The 17602-nt window shown below is 63.1% G+C and carries 17 protein-coding genes and 1 pseudogene; 9 read left to right on the top strand and 9 right to left on the bottom strand.

The window, feature by feature from the left end; translation table 11 throughout:
• Window positions 1-124: 124 nt before the first annotated feature.
• From X743_RS161090 to X743_RS161115, 6 genes are all read right to left on the bottom strand, one after another.
• Window positions 125-1132, bottom strand: coding sequence for an ABC transporter substrate-binding protein (locus X743_RS161090; RefSeq protein ID WP_023764678.1), 1008 nt, complete (start codon window positions 1130-1132; stop codon window positions 125-127).
• 245 nt (window positions 1133-1377) lie between these two features.
• Window positions 1378-2670 carry a hypothetical protein gene (locus X743_RS161095; protein WP_023764677.1) on the bottom strand — a complete coding sequence of 431 codons (1293 nt, stop codon included), beginning with the start codon at window positions 2668-2670 and terminating at the stop codon, window positions 1378-1380.
• Window positions 2671-2778: 108 nt separating this feature from the next.
• Window positions 2779-3510: a histidine utilization repressor gene (gene hutC / locus X743_RS161100; protein WP_023764676.1), complete on the bottom strand. Its 732-nt coding sequence runs from the start codon at window positions 3508-3510 to the stop codon at window positions 2779-2781.
• Between the two features lie 31 nt (window positions 3511-3541).
• Window positions 3542-4567, bottom strand: a complete 1026-nt coding sequence (locus X743_RS161105; RefSeq protein ID WP_023764675.1) for a zinc-binding dehydrogenase — start codon at window positions 4565-4567, stop codon at window positions 3542-3544.
• 15 nt (window positions 4568-4582) lie between these two features.
• The gene (gene hisD, locus X743_RS161110; protein ID WP_023764674.1) at window positions 4583-5905 is read right to left on the bottom strand and encodes a histidinol dehydrogenase; all 1323 of its coding nucleotides are present in this window, start codon (window positions 5903-5905) and stop codon (window positions 4583-4585) included.
• Between the two features lie 82 nt (window positions 5906-5987).
• Window positions 5988-6761: a glucose 1-dehydrogenase gene (locus tag X743_RS161115; RefSeq protein ID WP_023764673.1), complete on the bottom strand. Its 774-nt coding sequence runs from the start codon at window positions 6759-6761 to the stop codon at window positions 5988-5990.
• A 380-nt stretch (window positions 6762-7141) separates the two neighbouring features.
• Here X743_RS161115 and X743_RS161120 point away from each other — a divergent pair, with 380 nt between their 5' ends.
• Window positions 7142-8425 (top strand): FAD-binding oxidoreductase, encoded by a 1284-nt coding sequence (locus tag X743_RS161120; protein WP_023764671.1) that lies wholly within the window; start codon window positions 7142-7144, stop codon window positions 8423-8425.
• Between the two features lie 304 nt (window positions 8426-8729).
• Here the strand turns inward: X743_RS161120 and fghA are convergent.
• Window positions 8730-9561: pseudogene (fghA, locus tag X743_RS01000000168755) on the bottom strand (S-formylglutathione hydrolase).
• A 230-nt stretch (window positions 9562-9791) separates the two neighbouring features.
• Here fghA and X743_RS161125 point away from each other — a divergent pair.
• Window positions 9792-9989, top strand: a complete 198-nt coding sequence (locus X743_RS161125) for a hypothetical protein (RefSeq protein WP_023764670.1) — start codon at window positions 9792-9794, stop codon at window positions 9987-9989.
• A gap of 32 nt (window positions 9990-10021) precedes the next feature.
• Here the strand turns inward: X743_RS161125 and X743_RS1000000170430 are convergent, their stop codons facing one another.
• On the bottom strand, window positions 10022-10171 hold the full coding sequence (locus X743_RS1000000170430; RefSeq protein WP_023764669.1) for a hypothetical protein: 150 nt from the start codon (window positions 10169-10171) through the stop codon (window positions 10022-10024).
• A gap of 43 nt (window positions 10172-10214) precedes the next feature.
• On the opposite strand from X743_RS1000000170430, the gene X743_RS161130 reads away from it, so the two are divergent.
• Window positions 10215-11024 carry a substrate-binding domain-containing protein gene (locus X743_RS161130; RefSeq protein ID WP_023764668.1) on the top strand — a complete coding sequence of 270 codons (810 nt, stop codon included), beginning with the start codon at window positions 10215-10217 and terminating at the stop codon, window positions 11022-11024.
• 68 nt (window positions 11025-11092) lie between these two features.
• Here X743_RS161130 and X743_RS161135 read toward each other — a convergent pair whose 3' ends face one another.
• Entirely contained in the window at window positions 11093-12121 is a 1029-nt protein-coding gene (locus X743_RS161135) for an ROK family protein (RefSeq protein ID WP_023764667.1), read from the bottom strand.
• On the opposite strand from X743_RS161135, the gene X743_RS1000000173245 reads away from it, so the two are divergent.
• The 6 genes from X743_RS1000000173245 to X743_RS161160 all read left to right on the top strand — a co-directional run bounded on the left by X743_RS1000000173245 (window position 12048) and on the right by X743_RS161160 (window position 17596).
• The gene (locus tag X743_RS1000000173245; protein ID WP_245264178.1) at window positions 12048-12320 is read left to right on the top strand and encodes a hypothetical protein; all 273 of its coding nucleotides are present in this window, start codon (window positions 12048-12050) and stop codon (window positions 12318-12320) included. The two genes, X743_RS161135 and X743_RS1000000173245, sit on opposite strands and share 74 nt — an antisense overlap.
• A 123-nt stretch (window positions 12321-12443) precedes the next feature.
• The gene (locus tag X743_RS161140) at window positions 12444-13709 is read left to right on the top strand and encodes an ABC transporter substrate-binding protein (RefSeq protein ID WP_013897043.1); all 1266 of its coding nucleotides are present in this window, start codon (window positions 12444-12446) and stop codon (window positions 13707-13709) included.
• 66 nt (window positions 13710-13775) lie between these two features.
• Window positions 13776-14711 (top strand): sugar ABC transporter permease, encoded by a 936-nt coding sequence (locus X743_RS161145; RefSeq protein ID WP_023764666.1) that lies wholly within the window; start codon window positions 13776-13778, stop codon window positions 14709-14711.
• A complete protein-coding gene (locus tag X743_RS161150; protein WP_023764665.1) occupies window positions 14704-15609 on the top strand; it encodes a carbohydrate ABC transporter permease in 906 nt (301 codons plus the stop codon). Before X743_RS161145 ends, X743_RS161150 begins: the two co-directional genes overlap by 8 nt.
• A gap of 67 nt (window positions 15610-15676) precedes the next feature.
• Complete coding sequence (gene ugpC, locus X743_RS161155) at window positions 15677-16783, top strand: sn-glycerol-3-phosphate ABC transporter ATP-binding protein UgpC (protein ID WP_023764664.1); 1107 nt, start codon at window positions 15677-15679, stop codon at window positions 16781-16783.
• Between the two features lie 33 nt (window positions 16784-16816).
• The gene (locus tag X743_RS161160; protein WP_031257543.1) at window positions 16817-17596 is read left to right on the top strand and encodes an SDR family oxidoreductase; all 780 of its coding nucleotides are present in this window, start codon (window positions 16817-16819) and stop codon (window positions 17594-17596) included.
• Window positions 17597-17602 lie beyond the last annotated feature (6 nt).

Genomic DNA, 17602 nt, shown 5'->3' with positions numbered 1-17602 from the left:
GCCGATCCCGGAGGATCGACGGCGCCTTGCCTGTTTCGTGACCGATTCCGGTGCGGAGCGAGCCGGGGCCGTTTTCGCGGAGGGTTGTGCGGACATCTGCGTCACCACCGCGATCCGGCCGTCGTCATTCCGCCGCCTTGACGAAGGACGGGTCGATCATCTGCTCCGGCGTCACATCGGCCTGCAGCAGCTTGGCGTTCTTGGCCGCCGCCTCGACATCGGCGAATGTCTTGGTGGTGAAGTCGCCGGTGAGCGCCGTCTTGTTTTCGGCGAGCGAATAGTAACGCACGCCATCAAAGGCGGTGTTGAGATCCTTGACGTCCGAACCGACGGCCTTGGCGATGATGGCGCGGCCACCAGGCGTGTCGGCCTTGTAGTCCTTCAGCGCCGCATCCCAGGTTTTGATCATGGCCAGTACCTGGCCGGGCCGTGACTTGATCACCTCGTCGCGCACCACCAGCACGTCGCTGATCAGGCCGGGATCCTCGCCTGCGGTGAACAGCAGCTTGACGTCCTTGTTCTGCGCCATGGCCACAGTGAGATACGGCTCGTAGGTGACCGCGACCGGTACCTGGCCCGCGATCAAGGCACCACCGGCATCGGCGGCAGGCATTGGAACCGGCTGGATATCGGCGACCGACATGCCGTTCCTGGAGAGCGCGTATTTGAGCAGGATGTCGCTCGTCGTGCCTTCCTCGAAAGCGACCTGCTTGCCTTTGAGGTCGGCGATGGAGGTGACGTCCTTGCCGGCGATGATGGCGTCGGCCGTCATGGAGACATCGAGCAGCAAAACGATCTTCACCGGCAGGCCGGCGGCAACCATCCCCATCGCCGTGTGGGTGGCGATGTTGGCGGCGTCGAGCTGGCCGCTGGCGAGCGCGGCATTGATGTCCTTGTCCTCGGCGAAGTTGACGATCTGAACGTCCGACAGCCCGTTTGCCTTGAACAGGCCCTTGGCGTCGGCGACATGCCACTGGCCATAGCCGAGCCAGGGCTCGATGCCGATCTTGAACGATCCGGCCTCAGGCGTCGTGGGAATGGCCGCATCGGCCGCGTGGGCTGCCGGGGCGGCAGCGATCCCGATGGCGGCGGCCATCACGAGCGCGCGAAATTGTCCTGCTAGCTTGTGCATCTGAGTTCCCCTTGATGATCAGACCGCTCTTTTACCAGGCGTCCGGTCTGGTGAGACTGCGGGGTCTGCTCTTGCGGCACTGTGCCTCGGCGTCTTGCCCGCCACTTCATGGTGAAGTGCGAGGATATTTCAGCGTTAGCGGAAGCGGATGTCAAGGCTAAAATACATACATGCATATACAAGTTGGAGTGACTCAAATTTTCGCCGTGGCCAGGCTTTCCGCCCGCATCCCCCGCAGCCATCACTCATGCTCTTTCAGGATCGATCCGGTCGAGGAAATCGCTCACCCGATCGGCTCCGGTGTCAGGCTCGCTGCCGACCATGACCGCGACCGAAAAGGCAATGAGGGAGGAGACCGGCGTGTGACTGCGCGCACCGGCCCGCAGGTTCATGACCAAGGTCGGCGACAGGAAGAGCCCTGAGCGCAGGACCGATCGCCAATCCGCCGGGAGCATGCCGCGCCGCTTGAGTTCCAGCAGCAATGGCCGCCACAGTGCGGTCGCCTTGACCTCCAGCAAGTCGCGGCGGATCGGGCTCAGATCCCAGTCCGTGTCGACATGGAGCAGGTTCCCGTCCAGCCGCGCCTGCGCGCGAAAAGCCTCGGTCGCGATGGCCGGATCGTAGAGCCAGAACGGATGGGCGAAGATGTTGTGGAACGTCGCCTTCACTTCCGCCAGCAGCGGCGGGATATGCGAGCCGGCAAAGGCGGGATCGAAGAAGGACAGTACCGCCCTCCCCGTTTTCTCGGTGTACCAGACATTGGCGTTGTGGGCGTCACCGTGCGCGACCACGCCGCCGGCATCGGCAAGCCGATCCGGCCGCAAGCGCGCGGCCGCGGCATCGAAAAGCTCACCGATGCCCTTGGTGTAAAGCTGGCCGTTGATGACGAACTTCAGCCGCGAAAACCGGTCCCAGTCGAGTTCCGCGCCGGGAAAGGCAAACGACTTGCCGACATAGAAATCGGCCAGCCGGCCGCCTGGGGATGCGCGTGTATCCGGGTCGATCAGCCGCTCATAAAACAGCCGGTGGATCGGCTCCGCAGACACTTCCGCGGCGGTCACGGGATGCAGCGTCTCGAGATAGACCTCGAGCAACCTAGCCGACAGCTCGCGCTCGGCAAGGACCGCCTGTCGCCTTTTCTCGGGATCATCTTCGGCATCCAGCGCGAACAGAACGTCCGAAAATCTCGGATCCGTGCGGCGGCGATAGACAAGGATCTGTTCGCCCGGCTGGGCCGACATATGGACGGGCTGGTCGACCGGGAGGCCGGCGCGCGACAGAATCTCGGCCCGGTAATACTCACCGGTCATGCCCTCCTCCCGTTCCTCCTGATGGAACTTGAAGAAGTAGGCCTCGCCGTCGCTATCGAAGAAACCGTTCAGAGAATTGAGGCTGTATTTGTCCACGTTTATGCGGACATTGCCGGGGCTCATCCCGAACAGATCGCCCAGCAATGCCGATAGCGCGTGCTGCGCCGCCACGACATCATGCTGCGCGAGAGTCCGGATTCGCGCCGTGCGGCTCTGTGGCTGTGTCATCTGCCGTCCCTTCCAGCCAGGCCCTCCACCAGAGGTAAAGCCACCTTCATCAATACATGTATATACATTTACAGCGAATCCTCCGCGGCTTGTGCTTTCTCGTTGACGTCAGTTGGTTCTGGAGGGGGAATAGCGGCTGCCGAGCGAATAGCGGCTGCCGACGTAGGTCAGCTTGCTGATCGTGGCGACGACCGCGCCCGTCCACGTGCGGCGGTGCAGGAGAAGGCAACAGCTGCCGACATCGATGCCCAGATGCCGCGCCGTCTCCTTGTCGGCCGGAATCGCGGAGATGATGTGCTCGACCTCGGTCACCGGGGTCTTCTGCATGAGGTAGTCGTAGGTCGCCGTCTTCGAAAAATCCTGCTTGTCGTAGTCGGGTATCAGGCTCGGATTGACGAAGCGCTCTTCCAGCTGCACCGGCAGGTCGTTCTCGAAATTGACGACCACCGAATGATAGATCGAGACCCGCTTTGAAAACTCAAACGACAGCGCGAGCTCCTTCGACGGCATGATCGTTTCGAGGACGAGAACCTCGGAGCGATGCCTGTTGCCACGCTCGACGATCTCCGCCGCGATGTTGTTGATCTCGATCAGCGTCGACTGCGGCCGAGGCGGCGCGATGAACGTGCCGACACCTTGCAATCGGATCAGGAATCCCGCCGCGGTCAATTCCCGCAAAGCCCGGTGAACCGTCATTCGCGACACACCAAGCGAAACCACCAACTCATTCTCGGACGGCAGTTTGCGATCCTTGCCCCACCGGCCCGTTCCGATGTTGGTCAGGATGTAGTCCTTCACCTTCTCGTAGAGCGGGCTCGCCGTATCGGGCAAATCGATCATGTCAAAGTCCTTTCCGGCACTTTATCGGAATTCACCGATGCTCGACAGGTTGCCGCATGCGGATGATTGTTTTCAAGCCGTCGCTCTTCCCCGCCAACAGCCGCTCATACGCAGCCGGAATGTCATCCAGGCCGATCTCGCGATCGATCAGGGCCAGCAGCGGTTCGCTGAGTTCACCCAGCATCCGCACGGCGTCGGGCAGTTCGTCGGCGAAGGCATGGCATCCCAGCAACGCAATCTCGCGTTCGACCAGAAGGTTGGGATCGATGTCGAGGCGACCATGGAAGATGCCGACCATCGCGACCGCGCTGCCGGAATCGAGCACGCCGAGCAATTGGTTGAACGCAGCGACACTACCGGTCGCCTCGACGGCCGCCAGCAGCGGGGCATTGGCGGTTGCCGCGGCAATGGCATCGCGGTCGAGATCGACAATCGTTGCACCGGTCACCTGCGCCACGCGGGCACAACGGGCCTGGTTGCGGTCGGCGACCAGCACCGTGCCGGCGAAGGTTCGTGCAAGCAGCAGCGCGGCAAGACCGCCGATCGGCCCGCAGCCGACGACAAGCACCGAGCCTGCCGTTTTCGGCAGACGCCGCACCGCATGCAGCGCCACCGCAAGCGGCTCGGCCATCGCGGCAACCCGCTCGTCAAGGTCGGCATCGATGACATGCAGCAGACGTGCGGGCAACACGGCCTCTTCGGCAAAGCCGCCGTCGCAGATTTCTCCAACGAAACCCAGCGACCCGCAGAGATGCCGCCTGCCGGCGCGGCATTGCGCGCAGTCCCCGCACCAGAATCGGGAATCGGCGACCACCCTGTCGCCGACGGAGACGGTATCGACGCCCTCGCCGATGGCGATCACCGTGCCGGTCAGCTCATGGCCGGCCGTCGATGGCGAGCGGCTTATCCACTGCCCGGTGCGGAAATTGTGCAAGTCCGAACCGCAGATGCCGGCGGCATCGACCCTGAGCTTCACCCAGCCCACATCCGGAATCCCTGGCGTGGCGATATCTTCGACGCGCAGATCACCGGGGCCATAAAGTCGTGCCGCCTTCATCGCGATCGCCTCCGTTCAGCCGGCGAGGTAGCGGTCGCGGATCTCCGAGACGGCGTTTTCATGCGAGCTGAAACCCTCGTAGCGGGCGAGCCTGCGGGCGTGTTGCGCCAGTTCCGGATAGGCGGCCGAGGTGACATAGCCAACCGACGAGCGCTTGACGAAATCCGTCACCGAGAGCGGCCCATAGGTTCGCGCCCAGCGGCTGGTCGGCAGCACGGCATTGGGGCCAAGGACGAAGTTGGCAAGGGTCACCGGCGTGTGCGGGCCCATGAGGATTTCGGCCGCCTCGGTGATGTGCCCGAGATGCGCGAACGGCTCCTTCGACAGTATCTCGAGATGTTCGGGCGCATAGTCGTTGATGAAACGGTAGCTGTCCTCCAGCGATGCGGTCAGCACGATGCCACCGCGCCTTCCGGTCAGCACCGCGCGTGAAAACTCGACGCGCTGTTCGGTCATCCGCGACCAATGTTCAGGAAGTGCCGCAAGTGCTACATCGGCCACCTTGCGGCTGTGGGTCACCAGATAGGCCGAGGAATCCGGCCCGTGCTCGGCTTCGATCAAAAGATCGAGCGCGGCAAGGCCGCCGTCGACGCTGTCGTCGGCAAAGATGATGGCTTCAGACGGGCCGGCAGGCAGGCCGGTGTTGATGATCGAGGACAGCACGCTCTTGGCCGCCACCACCCACGGGCTGCCGGGACCGACGATCTTGAGCGCCGGTTGCACAGTTTCGGTGCCGTAGGCGACGGCGGCAACCGCTTGCGCGCCGCCGCATTTGTAGACGGTGCTCACTCCGGCGAGACGAGCGGCGATCAAGGTCGCTGCATCCACCGAACCATCCGCTGTCGGCGGCGTCACGATCGCGATCTGCGGCACGCCGGCAATGACAGCCGGTACCGATGTCATCATCGTCACCGAGGGAAATGCACCCTTGCCGCGCGGCACGTAAAGCGCCGCGGAGGCGATCGGCGTGTACCGATCGCCGGCATAGGCGCCCGGCCGGACCTCCTTGAGCCACATCGTTTCCGGCTTCTGCTCCTCATGGAAGCGCCTGATGTTGTCGATGCCGAAGCCGATGCTTTCCACGACATCCTTTTCGACCTTGTCGAATGCCGCGTCGAACTCGGCTTCCGACACCTTCAGCCCGCCTTCGGCCACATTGGCCTTGTCGAGCTCCCTGGCGAAGCGGATCAGGGCGGCGTCGCCCTCGTCCTTGACGGCCTGGATGATCGGGCGGACCTTTTCGACGAAGACCGACAGATCGCCCTCGGCGCGTTTCAGAAGGGCGGCCCGCTGGGTGGCATCGAGCGATGACAGATCGTGGAAACTGACGTCGGACATGGAAATTTCCTTCTGTTGGAACGCAACGTGCCGGCCGGTCACATTGCGGAAGACTTTGATTTCGAACCTATGGCGGGCCGCCTCAGATCGATGCCAGGAAGCCGCCATCCACCGGAATGGATTGGCCGGTGATGTAGGCTGCAGCATCCGAGGCAAGGAACACGGCTACGCCGTGCAGGTCGCGCAGATCGCCGAAACGGTGCTGCGGGATCTTGGCCAACATCGACTGCCGCCACGCCTCGCTGCTGTAGAACACGTCCGTCATCGCCGTCCTGAAGTAGCCCGGGGCGATGGCATTCACCCTGATGCCCAGATCCGCCCACTCCGCTGCCAGCGCCCGCGTCATGCCGAGCAGGCCCGTCTTGGACGAGCCGTACGGGACCGCGGTCGGAATGCCGACTTCGGATGTCAGCGAGCATAGATTGATGATGGCGCCGGGCCGTCCGGCGTTGCGCATCTGCCGCGCCGCCGCTTGGGCGCAGAAGAAGGCGCCCTTGAGATTGGTATCGACGATCCGGTCCCACAGCGCCTCGTCGACATCGAGCGAGGGCCGCACTTCTTCCATCCCGGCATTGTTGACGAGGATGTCGAGACCGTCCAGCAGGCTAGCAGCCTCGGCAGTGGCCGCCCGGCAGCGGCCGACATCGGTGACGTCGAGGGCGACGGCATGCGCAACGCCGCCGGCCGCGCGGATGGCCGCAGTCGTCTCATCGAGGGAGGCCAGGCTGCGCGCCGTGACCGCGACGTCGGCGCCGGCAGCGCTCAACGCCTCGGCGATGCTGCGCCCGATACCGCGGCTGGCACCGGTGACAAGCGCTTTCCTGCCGGCGAGGTCGAAGAGAGAAGCATTGCGCATGTGATCCTCCTGGGCAGCTTCGGCGCCAAGTCCAAGACTAACCAGCCTTAGGTTCCATATACAAGCATATACAAACCATTTCGGCTAGGCTATTTGTGACGTCGTCCACCAGTGCACCCTGCAGGCGACCGGCTTGCCCCCGGGAGGATGCAGCGAAATCCGGTGTTTGAGAACCCGCCGATGACGACACATACGTGCGTGTCAGCATCGGCTCACCGTTGGAGGACGATCACTTCATGGCTGCGCTCTCGCAACTGTTGTGATTTCCCGAAAGCCATGCTGAATTGTCCCGCGCCCGGCTCGATTTCGCGGGCCTGCCGTTCCCTCATGGAATTTCTCGCGGGCGCAGTCACGCCACCAAGCCCATAAGAGCCCGCAACATGCCCGAGAGCAGCCCGCCCAGGAGCCTCTACCGCGAAACGGCAGGTGGCACCGGTAGTTATCCGACGCTTGCCGGCGCGCAGCGGGCAAGGATCGCCATTGTCGGCGGCGGCTTCACAGGCCTTTCGACCGCCTTGCATCTGGCGGAAGCCGGCGACGACGTTGCCGTGATCGAGGCTCAGCAGCCGGGTTGGGGCGCTTCGGGCAGAAATGGCGGCCAGGTCAATCCCGGCCTCAAATACGATCCCGACACGATCGAGGCGATGTTCGGCCCGGAACTGGGGCCGCGGATGGTCGATTTCTCCTATGGCGCGCCGGATTTCACCTTCGGCCTCATCAAACGCCTGTCGATCGCCTGCGAGGCGCGGCAGAACGGCACCATACGCGCGGCCATCCGGCCGAAGCCGGCAGCCGCCGTACGGGCCACGGCCGCGCAATGCGCGCGGCGAGGCATGCCGGTCGACATGCTGGACGCAAAGGCGATGGCGGCACGCACCGGAACCGACAGATATACATCCGGCATGTTCGACGCCCGCGGCGGTGATCTCCATCCGTTGAAATACAGCCTTGGTCTGGCAGCCGCAGCGCAGAGCGCCGGTGCGCGGATTTTTGGCGGCAGCGAAGTCCTCGCGCTGAACAGGCAAGCCGGGCGATGGGTTCTCAAAACCGCCAGCGGCACCGTCAGCGCGGAGAAGGTGCTTGTCGCGACCAACGGCTATACAGGCGCCCTGTGGCCGGGCCTGGAGCAGTCCCTGGTTACGGTGTTCAGCGCGATTGCGGCGACCGAACCGCTTCCGCCGCCGCTCGCGGCCGCGATCCTTCCGCAAAGGCCGGTGCTTTACGAAGCCGGCAACATCACCGTGTACTACCGCATCGATGCCGACGGGCGCCTTCTCATGGGCGGCCGGGGACCGATGAAGCCCATTGGCGATGCCTCCGCCATTCGCTATCTCACCGACTATGCGCTGCGGCTCTGGCCGGCGTTTGCCGGGGTGCGCTGGACACATGGCTGGAACGGCCGGGTCGCGATCACCAAGGACCATCTCCTGCACGTTCACGAGCCGGAGGACGGCATCCTGATCTGCCTTGGCTACAACGGCCGTGGCGTCGCCATGGCCTCGGCGATGGGCGCTGCCCTGGCGCGGCGCCTGCGCGGCGATGAGACGTCGCCGTTTCCCATGCCGATATCGCCGCTCAAGCCAATCCGGTTTCACCGCTTCTGGCCGCTCGGCGTGAAGGCGGCGATCCTTTCGGGGCGACTGAAGGACCGGTTCGGCCTCTGACGCGAAGAGTTCGCCCGGCCTAACGGCCCGGGACCGCGACCTGTCCCGGACTGCCGGCGTCTTTGGTCCGCGCCCTTTTCATTCGAACGCGAAGCCAGCCATTTTCGCTCGGTAGCGTTACCGCGTGGCCGACCAAATTATAGGCACACTTGCCGATTAACAAAAATCATAACAGGCGACCAAGATCATATGACCATCAACGATCTTGGTCCCGAGGTTGCCCCTCGGCATTGGCGAAAAGGAGAGCCAGATGCCCGTTCAGCAGAGAGTGACCCATCGTTCGAAACAATCTCGGGGATAATCTCTAGGACAATCTCTGGGCATGCCATCTCAGATGGTCTTCCATGAATGTCGAGATGAAGAAATACGAGTGATCGTAGCCGTCTTGCATGCGCAGGGTCAGCGCAATGCCGGCCTTCGCGCAGGCCGCTTCCAGGAGCCAGGGCCTCAGCCCGTCATTGAGAAATCCGTCCGACGTTCCCTGATCGACGAAAAACTCCGGGAAGCGGTGGCCATCCTCGATGAGCGAGGTGGCATCGTAGCCACGCCATGATGTCTCATCCGCGCCGAGATACTTTTCGAGGGCCGGCCGCGACCAGCCGGCGGTGCTCGGCTGCACGATCGGCGCGAAGGCCGAGCAGCTCTTGAAGCGCTCGGGATTCTTGAGCGCTATGGTCAGCGCGCCATGCCCGCCCATGGAGTGGCCAAAGATCGCCTGGCGTGCCATGTCGGCCGGAAATTCTCGCGCGATCAACGCCGGCAATTCCTCGGTTACATAGGAATACATGCGGTAGTTCGTGGCGTAGGGCGTTTGCGTCGCGTCGACGTAGAAGCCGGCGCCGCAGCCAAACTGCCAATTGTCCTTCTCGTCAGGGATGTCGGCGCCGCGAGGACTGGTGTCGGGACAGACGACGATCAGGCCAAGCTCGGCGGCCATCCGCCTGTATTCCCCCTTGTCCATCGCATTGGCATGCGTACAGGTGAGGCCGGAGATACCATACGACGGGGCAAGGCTTTTCACGGGCCTGGGGCGGCACGAAGGCGGCAAAAATCATGTCGCAGGCGCAGACCTCCGAAGCATGGGAATAGACGCCCTGCACACCGCCATGCGACGTCGCAACGGAGATGGTCTTCATCTGGTCCGACATGTATTTCTTCTCCACCATTGGAAAACGTCGTTACGGCCGCCTGTCTACGGCATCGGTCGGGATCACGGCAACCTTGATGGATTGGATCATGCTTTGGCACCATTCCGTTCCAAGGAACCGAAGCCTACATGCGGTGGCGGCGCATGCATGCCGCTCCCAAGCACCGAGACTGACGGATCGCGCGGCGTCCACAGGCTAGGTTGTCGACAAATTATCGCATGGTCCTCATGACAAACGGCTGGTCATCTCGAGCGCAGCAATTTCTGCGCGATGGACCAGGCCTGTTCGACATGATGCCGGGCGGCGGCCTCGGCCTTGTCGGGGTCGCGCGACTTGAGGCGTCCATGATCGCGGTCATTTCGGCTATCGCCGGTTCCCGGCGATTGCTCGAACTTATGGTCATCGAGCGCAGTTGATTGATGCGAACATTCAACCCCTGCACGATCTGCTAAGCCGCCTTGACGATGCGGAACCCCTCGACCTCCTTGACCACCGGCAAGCCCTTCCAGCGTTCGGAATCGTGAAGAATGATCAGCCGGTCAAGATTGCCGCCGATCTCGGTATTGATGCGGTCGATGGTCTTGAGCTGGTCCCACACGCTGCCGACAGCGTTGTTGAGCGGCTGATAGACGCCGTCGTGCTTGGCAAACCCGTTCTATGCCCGTATCGTCACCGCGGCCGAGGCGGCGGTCGCCGCCTGGGGCTACTCGCTTGTGCTGTTCAACAGCGATGAAAAGCCCGACATCGTAAGACGCATTCTTTCGCGCATTCGAACATTGGGGTGCGATGGGTCGGTGGTCGTTCCGGTGGGACCCGAAAGCCATTACCAGCGGCGGGATTTCGAGGGCATGCCGGTGGTCCTGCTCGGCCGTTCGATCGGCGACGCCGGTGTCGACACCGTCACCATCGACAATCTGTCGGCCGGCAAGCAGGCGACCAACTATCTCCTAGACCTTGGCCACCGCCATATCGGTTCGATCACCGGGCCCATGCAATTGACGACGGGCAGCGGTCGGCTGCAAGGCATGCTCGAAGCGATGGCGGCGCGCGGGCTTGCCCCGAAAACCGGGCATGTCCGTTCCGGCGAGTTCCGCGAAGACACCGCCTATTCGGTCGCGCGCGACCTGCTCGGACAGCCGGACCGGCCAACCGCCCTCTACGTTGCCAATGGCGTCATGGCGATCGGGGTCATGCGGGCCGTTGCCGATCTCGGGCTGCGCTGTCCCGAGGACGTTTCGATCGCCTCGACCGACACGGTGGCAGGAGCAGGCGGGCTGAAGCCGCGCCTTACCCGTACCGAGCATCCGGTTACCGACATGACCAATGAGGCACTGCGCATGCTGGTCGACCGCATCGAAGGCAAGGTCGCCCAACCTGCCCGCAACGTGGTTTTCCAGCCGGCGCTAGTGGTTGGAGAAAGCTGCTCGCCACTCAAGCTCCCAACGCATTGATCGGAGCCGGAACAATTCCGATGCGGGCAGTCAGCGGATTGTCGCCCGCCGATGACTGACACTGACGATCAGCCGAGAGACAGTTCCTTCGTCTGATGTCTCAGCACGAGGCCGACCGCGCCCAGCAATGCATCGTTCTGGGTGTGCTTGCCAACGATGATCCGCGTGCGCAGGGCCGGAGCGATATCGCGGGACTTGATGAGCGTGTGGCGTTCATAGGAGGCGATCAGCGGCGTCAACAGAATGTCGCCCGCCAAGGCCATGTGGCCCCCGATTATGATAAGCGGCGGATTGAGCACCGATCCGATCAAGCCGAGACCCCGGCCGGCGATCTCGGCGGTATCCTCGATCATGCGCAAGGCCCTGATGTCGCCCTGCTCGGCCATCGTGATGACATCGTCCATCGTGACTTGCCGCCGCACGATACGCGAAATCTGTTCGAGTGGCCGGGCAAAACTCGCATAGAGCTCCAGGCATCCACGATTGCCGCACCGGCAAAGATCGCCGCCGGGGTCGATGCTGATATGCCCGAATTCGCCGGCGCCACCGGCGATGCCCGTTACCAGCCGGCCATGCTGGACAATGGCGCCACCGACGCCCAGATCGATCTTGAACAGCACGAAATCATCCTGGCCGATGGCCGCACCCCACATCAGCTCCGCAATGGCCGAGCAGTTGCTTTCGTTGTCGGCGAAGATCGGCCGCTCCAGGACAGGCCCGAACACATCTCGTATGTTGACGCCGGCCCATGTTGGAACGATGCTTGCGCGCAGCACCACTCCATCGCGGCTGACAGGGCCGGAGACGGAAACCCCAACCCCCAGGAGCCCCGCCACCGGCAGACCGTTTTCCTCGTAAGATCGGGCAATTGCCGATTTGGCCATCTGGGCCGCCTGTTGCGGCTGGTAGTCCAGAGCCATGGGGATAGTTTGTTCGGCAATGACGGAATGTGAGACATCGGCAAGGATGAGCCGCATCTCCTGAAGACCCAGGTGAATCCCGACGCAGGTGCCCGCTGTCGGATTGAGCGTCAAGGCCGCGGCTGGCCTGCCGATACTCCTGATCCCATCGCGGCTGGCCGGAGCTTCGATCACCATACCCGACTTTCTCAAGCCATTGAGCGCGGTTGAGACAGTAGAGCGCGCCAGACCAGTGACGTGTGTGATCTGCGACGCGGAGAGTACGCCGCGCTCGCTCAAGCATCGCACGATCATGCTCTCCGGCGACGCGGACCGTCTGCCGATCAGCCAGGTCCTAAGCGAAGGTTTTGTCATGGATCAACATAAACATCGTTGACTGATAGCGCCAATATGTCATCTTGGAAAGAACTCGAGATTAACGCATCTCGCCGGCGGCGGCTTCAAACCGCGGCCATAAGCGGTCGATACGAACCGTGCAACACCATATGGGAGTGAAACGATGAAATCCGTCATGACCGCCCTCGCGGCCGCCACTGTGTGCACCTTTTTCGCGGGGGCAGCCTTAGCCGAGCCCAAGACGAACCTGCTACACCAATGGGCGACCGGATCGGACGCCCAGGCGATCGCCAAGCTCGGCGAGATGTTCACCGCCAAAGGCGGCAAATGGGAACAGACGTCGATCGCCGGTCACACGGCCAATACGCTGGCCAAGCTGCGTGCCGACGTGATCGCCGGCAATGCGCCGCCTGCCGTGCAGCTCAAAGGCCCGGAAATCGCCGAGTGGAACAAGACCGGCATGACCGCCGACCTCGACGAGCTGGCAGCCTCGGAAGGATGGGAGAAAGTGGTGGCGCCGGAATTGCTTCCGGTGATGAAGCCGACAGGCAAATGGGTCGCGGCTCCCATGAACATCCACCGCATCAACTGGCTCTGGGCCTCGCCGAAGGTCATGCAGGCGGCGGGCGTGGCGGAAATGCCCAAGACCTGGGCCGAGTTCAACGCGGCCTGCGACAAGATCGTCGCCTCAGGCAAGATCTGCATCTCGCATTCGACCGCCGACTGGACGGATTCGACGGTGTTCGAGGTCGTGCTCTATGGCCAGGACATCGACCTCTATCGCAAGGCCTTCGTCGAAGGCGATGTCGAATCCATGCGCAGCCCGGGGATGGTCAAGGCCTTCGAGCAGATGCGCCTGATGACGACCAAATACATGGATCCGGGCATGGTTGGCCGCGACTGGGATTCGATGTCGGCGCTCGTCGGCAAGGGCGACGCGGCGTTCCACATCATGGGCGACTGGACGATCGGCCTGCTGACCGCCGCAGGCTTCAAGGAAGGCACCGACTATGTCTGCGCCCAGGCACCGACCGATTGGGGCAAACCCGGCTTCATCCTCAACTCCGACTCGGTCGTGTTCTTCAAGCAGAAGGACCAGGATTACATCGACGGCCAGAAGCTGCTTGCCAGCCTGATCCTGTCGCCCGATTTCCAGACGGTCTTCAACCAGGCCAAAGGCTCGATCCCCGCGCGCCTGGATATCGATCTGTCGAAGGGCTTCAATCCGTGCCAGCAGCTCTCGCAGAAGGACCTGCAGGCTTCGATCAAGGACGGCACGCTGGTCCGCTCGATGGCGCACAACATGACCATCCCGCAGAAGATGCGCGGCGCGATCATGGACTCCATCACCGAGTTCGTGGCGACGCCCGACATGTCAGCCGAGGACGGCGCCAATGCGATGGCCGACGCGGCAGAAGCACAGAAGTAAGCGGGAACGGCCGGGCGCAATTTCTATCAGCACCCGGCCATCCTCCATCCCAGTCCCGCGCTCAAGATGTCAAATCACGACCTGATCCTATCGGTCCCGGCGCCCGCCCGCCCCTGGCGGCAGCGGCTGGGCTCGGCGATGCCCTTGCTGGTGCTCGGTCCCTCCCTCGTGGCGAGCTTCGTCTACGTCTTCGTGTTCACCGGCTGGACGCTCTACATCTCGCTCTCGAACTCCTCGCTGCTTCCGACCTACGGCTTCGTCGGCCTGGACAACTACGCGTCACTCTGGGCGAACCGGCGCTGGAACATCGCCTACAACAACCTCTTTTTCTTCAGCGGTTTCTACATCGTCGGCTCGATGGCCGTGGGGCTGCTGCTGGCGATCCTGATCGACCAGCGCGTGCGCGGCGAAGCGGCATGGCGCACGATCTTCCTCTATCCGCTGGCCGTCTCCTTCATCGTCACCGGCACGGTCTGGAGCTGGCTCTACAACCCGAGCGACGGTATCCAGGCGATGGTGCGCGGATTGGGTTGGACGAATTTCAGTTTCGCACTCGCCAGCGACCGACACTACGCGATCTACGCGGTGATCATCACCGGTGTCTGGCAGTCCTCGGGCTTTGCCATGGCGCTCTTCCTGGCTGGTCTGCGCTCGGTGGATTCGGATCTCGTCAAGGCCGCGCAGATCGACGGCGCTTCGACCTTCCGCATCTATCGCAAAGTGCTTCTGCCAACGATTGCGCCGATCTTCCTGGCGGTCGCCGTCATCCAGATCCAGTTCGCCATCAAGACCTTCGACCTCGTGGCTGCGCTGACGAAAGGCGGTCCGGGAATATCGACCACCTTCCCCGCCATCTACGTCTATGACCTGATGTTCCAACGGGGCCAGATCGGCGAAGGTGCGGCGGCGGCCATCATGATGCTTGCCGCTCTTGCCGTGGTGCTGGTGCCCTATTCGTTCTGGGTGGTCTGGCGCCGGCGCAAGGAAGCCGGCCATGGCTGACGCAGCGCTGGACCAGTCGCATGATCATCGCGCCGCCGCAGTCGCGACGCGCAGGCATTTCCTCACCCGCTTCGTCATCTATGGGCTGCTGGTTGTCTTCGCGGCGATCTACCTGGTCCCGTTGCTGGTCGTGGTGCTGAATTCATTCCGCGATCAGCAAGAGATCGCGCGCAACGGGCTGATCTCGCTGCCACGCAGCTTCCGCCTCGAAGCGTGGGGCCAGGCCTGGAGCACCTATTGCATCGGCGGCACCTGCGAAGGCATGCAGCGCAACTTCTACAATTCCCTGAAAATGACGATCCCGGCGACGATCATCTCGACGGCGGTCGGCGCGATGAACGGTTACATCTTGTCGAAATGGCGCTTCAAGGGTTCGGAAGCGCTGTTCACCTGCATGTTGCTTGGTGTCTTCATACCAGGCCAGATTTCGTTGATGCCCTGGGCGTTCATCCTCGGCAATCTGGGCCTCAGCAATTCGACCTACGGGCTCATCGTCATCCATGTCATCCAGGGCATTTCATTCACCACCCTGTTCTGCCGCAACTATTACGTCAGCATCCCCGACGATCTCATCAAGGCGGCGCGCATCGACGGCGCGGGCTTCTGGCGCATCTTCCGCAAGATCATCCTGCCGCTCTCCTCGCCGATCCTGATCGTCACGGTGATCTGGCAGTTCACCGGCATCTGGAACGAATATCTGTTCGGTGTCGTCTTCACCTCCGGACAGCAACAGCCGATCACGGCCGCGCTCGTCGCGCTGACGGCAAGCGGCACGAATGTACGCGCCTACGACGTCATGAGTGCCGCCGTGCTGATCGGCGCGCTGCCGCCGCTGCTGATCTATCTCTTCGGCGGCAAGTATTTCGTCCGCGGCCTGACCCAGGGTGCGATCAAATGAGGCGCGATCAAGCGAGCGGAGCCTGTCTCATGTCGCCGATCGCTCCGACCGGCAAGAAGGGCATCGCATGTCGACATTGACCATCCGATCCCTGCGCAAGAACTTCGGCGCGGTCGAGGTGCTGAAGGGCATCGATCTCGAGGCGCAGAACGGCGAGTTCATCGCGCTGGTCGGACCATCCGGATGCGGCAAGTCCACCCTGCTCGCGATGATCGCCGGGCTGGAAACCGTAACCTCCGGCGAGATCCGGATCGACGGCCGGCTGGTCAATTCGGTTGCGCCGAAGGACCGCGACATCGCCATGGTGTTCCAGTCCTACGCGCTTTACCCGACGATGACGGTGCGCGAGAACATCACCTTCGGCATGGAAAGCCGCCGCGTACCGAAGCCGCAGCAGGACGAGGCTGTCAAGCGGGTTGCAGCTTTCCTGCAGATCGAACCGCTGCTTGGGCGCAAGCCCGGACAGCTTTCGGGCGGCCAGCGCCAGCGTGTCGCGATGGGCCGGGCGCTGGTGCGTGATCCGAAACTGTTCCTGTTCGACGAGCCGCTCTCCAATCTCGACGCCAAGCTGCGCGTCGACATGCGTACCGAAATCAAGAAGCTGCATCACCGCGTCGGCAAGACGACGGTTTACGTCACACACGATCAGGTCGAGGCGATGACGCTCGCCTCGCGCATCGCCGTGATGCATCAGGGCGAAGTCCAGCAATTCGATGAGCCGGCCACGATCTACAACCGTCCGGCCAACATGTTCGTCGCGGGCTTCATGGGTTCGCCGGCGATGAACTTCCTGCCGGCCGAACTGAGCCAGGAAGGCGGTTGCCCCACTGTTGCCTTGCAGACCGCCGACGGCAAGCCGCCCAGCCTGCCGGTCGTCCAGACGCTTGCCGCCGGTACGCCGCGACAGCTGGTGCTCGGCATCCGCCCGGAGCACATCTACCGGTTCGATCCCGATCTTCAGCGTCGCAAGCCAGGCATCGCGCCAATCGATGCCGTGGTCGAACTGGTCGAGCCGACAGGTGCGGAGACCATGGCCGTTCTGCGCCTGGGCGGCAAGGAGATCACCGGTCGTTTCGACCCCGACAGCACGCCACGGATGGGTGAGACGGTGACGCTGGGTATCGACATGGCGCGTGCGTGCTTGTTCGACCCGACGACCCAACGCCTGATCTGACCAACGCCTGATCTGACCAACGCCTGATCTGAAATGAGCTCCGCATTGTCCTTTGCCACCTACCCGAGCCTCGCCGACCGTGTCGTGTTGATCACTGGCGGCGCGTCGGGCATCGGCGCCGACACGGTCCGCGCCTTCGCTGCCAATGGCGCGCGCGTCGCGTTTCTCGATCTGCAGCGGGAGGCCGGCGAGGATCTCGCGCGGGAACTCGCCGGCACGGCACAGCACGCACCACTATTCTTGCGCTGCGACGTGACCGATATTCCCGCTCTCCAGGCTGCGATCGGCACGGTGCGCGACCGCCTCGGATCTGTAGCGGTGCTGGTCAACAACGCCGCCGACGACAATCGCCACCCAGTCGCCGACGTGACGCAGGAGTACTGGGACCACGCCCAGGACGTGAACCTCAGGCACCATTTCTTTGCCGCGCAAGCCGTGCATCCGCACATGAAGGAGTTGGGCTTTGGTTCGATCGTCAATTTTTCCTCGATCGCCTGGCGTTTCGGCGCTGCGGAGATGGCGCCCTATGCGACGGCCAAGGCTGCGGTGGTCGGGTTGACGTTCGCGCTGGCGCGGGCGTTTGGCCCCGACAACATCCGCGTCAACGCCATCGAGCCGGGTGCCGTCATCACCGACCGGCAACGGCAGCTTTGGTTCAAGACGCAGGCATCGGTCGACCAGGTCGTGCAGCGGCAGATGATCCGCCGGGTTCTGCTCGGCGCAGAGGTCGCGCGCGCGGTGCTGTTCCTTGCCGCCGACGACAGCCGGATGATCACCAAACAGTCGATCACCGTGGATGCCGGCCTGCGATGACCGCAA

The organism is Mesorhizobium sp. LNHC232B00, from assembly GCF_000502435.1.
GTDB classification, from domain to species: Bacteria; Pseudomonadota; Alphaproteobacteria; order Rhizobiales; family Rhizobiaceae; genus Mesorhizobium; species Mesorhizobium opportunistum.
This window is presented reverse-complemented; position numbering and strand designations above follow the sequence as displayed.

Coding starts and splice junctions, on each gene's coding strand:
- X743_RS161090 (WP_023764678.1), bottom strand. CDS start 1,132: ATGCACAAGCTAGCAGGACAATTTCGCGCGCTCGTGATGGCCGCCGCC.
- X743_RS161095 (WP_023764677.1), bottom strand. CDS start 2,670: ATGACACAGCCACAGAGCCGCACGGCGCGAATCCGGACTCTCGCGCAG.
- hutC (WP_023764676.1), bottom strand. CDS start 3,510: ATGATCGATTTGCCCGATACGGCGAGCCCGCTCTACGAGAAGGTGAAG.
- X743_RS161105 (WP_023764675.1), bottom strand. CDS start 4,567: ATGAAGGCGGCACGACTTTATGGCCCCGGTGATCTGCGCGTCGAAGAT.
- hisD (WP_023764674.1), bottom strand. CDS start 5,905: ATGTCCGACGTCAGTTTCCACGATCTGTCATCGCTCGATGCCACCCAG.
- X743_RS161115 (WP_023764673.1), bottom strand. CDS start 6,761: ATGCGCAATGCTTCTCTCTTCGACCTCGCCGGCAGGAAAGCGCTTGTC.
- X743_RS161120 (WP_023764671.1), top strand. CDS start 7,142: ATGCCCGAGAGCAGCCCGCCCAGGAGCCTCTACCGCGAAACGGCAGGT.
- X743_RS161125 (WP_023764670.1), top strand. CDS start 9,792: ATGGTCCTCATGACAAACGGCTGGTCATCTCGAGCGCAGCAATTTCTG.
- X743_RS161135 (WP_023764667.1), bottom strand. CDS start 12,121: ATGGTGATCGAAGCTCCGGCCAGCCGCGATGGGATCAGGAGTATCGGC.
- X743_RS161140 (WP_013897043.1), top strand. CDS start 12,444: ATGAAATCCGTCATGACCGCCCTCGCGGCCGCCACTGTGTGCACCTTT.
- X743_RS161145 (WP_023764666.1), top strand. CDS start 13,776: ATGTCAAATCACGACCTGATCCTATCGGTCCCGGCGCCCGCCCGCCCC.
- X743_RS161150 (WP_023764665.1), top strand. CDS start 14,704: ATGGCTGACGCAGCGCTGGACCAGTCGCATGATCATCGCGCCGCCGCA.
- ugpC (WP_023764664.1), top strand. CDS start 15,677: ATGTCGACATTGACCATCCGATCCCTGCGCAAGAACTTCGGCGCGGTC.
- X743_RS161160 (WP_031257543.1), top strand. CDS start 16,817: ATGAGCTCCGCATTGTCCTTTGCCACCTACCCGAGCCTCGCCGACCGT.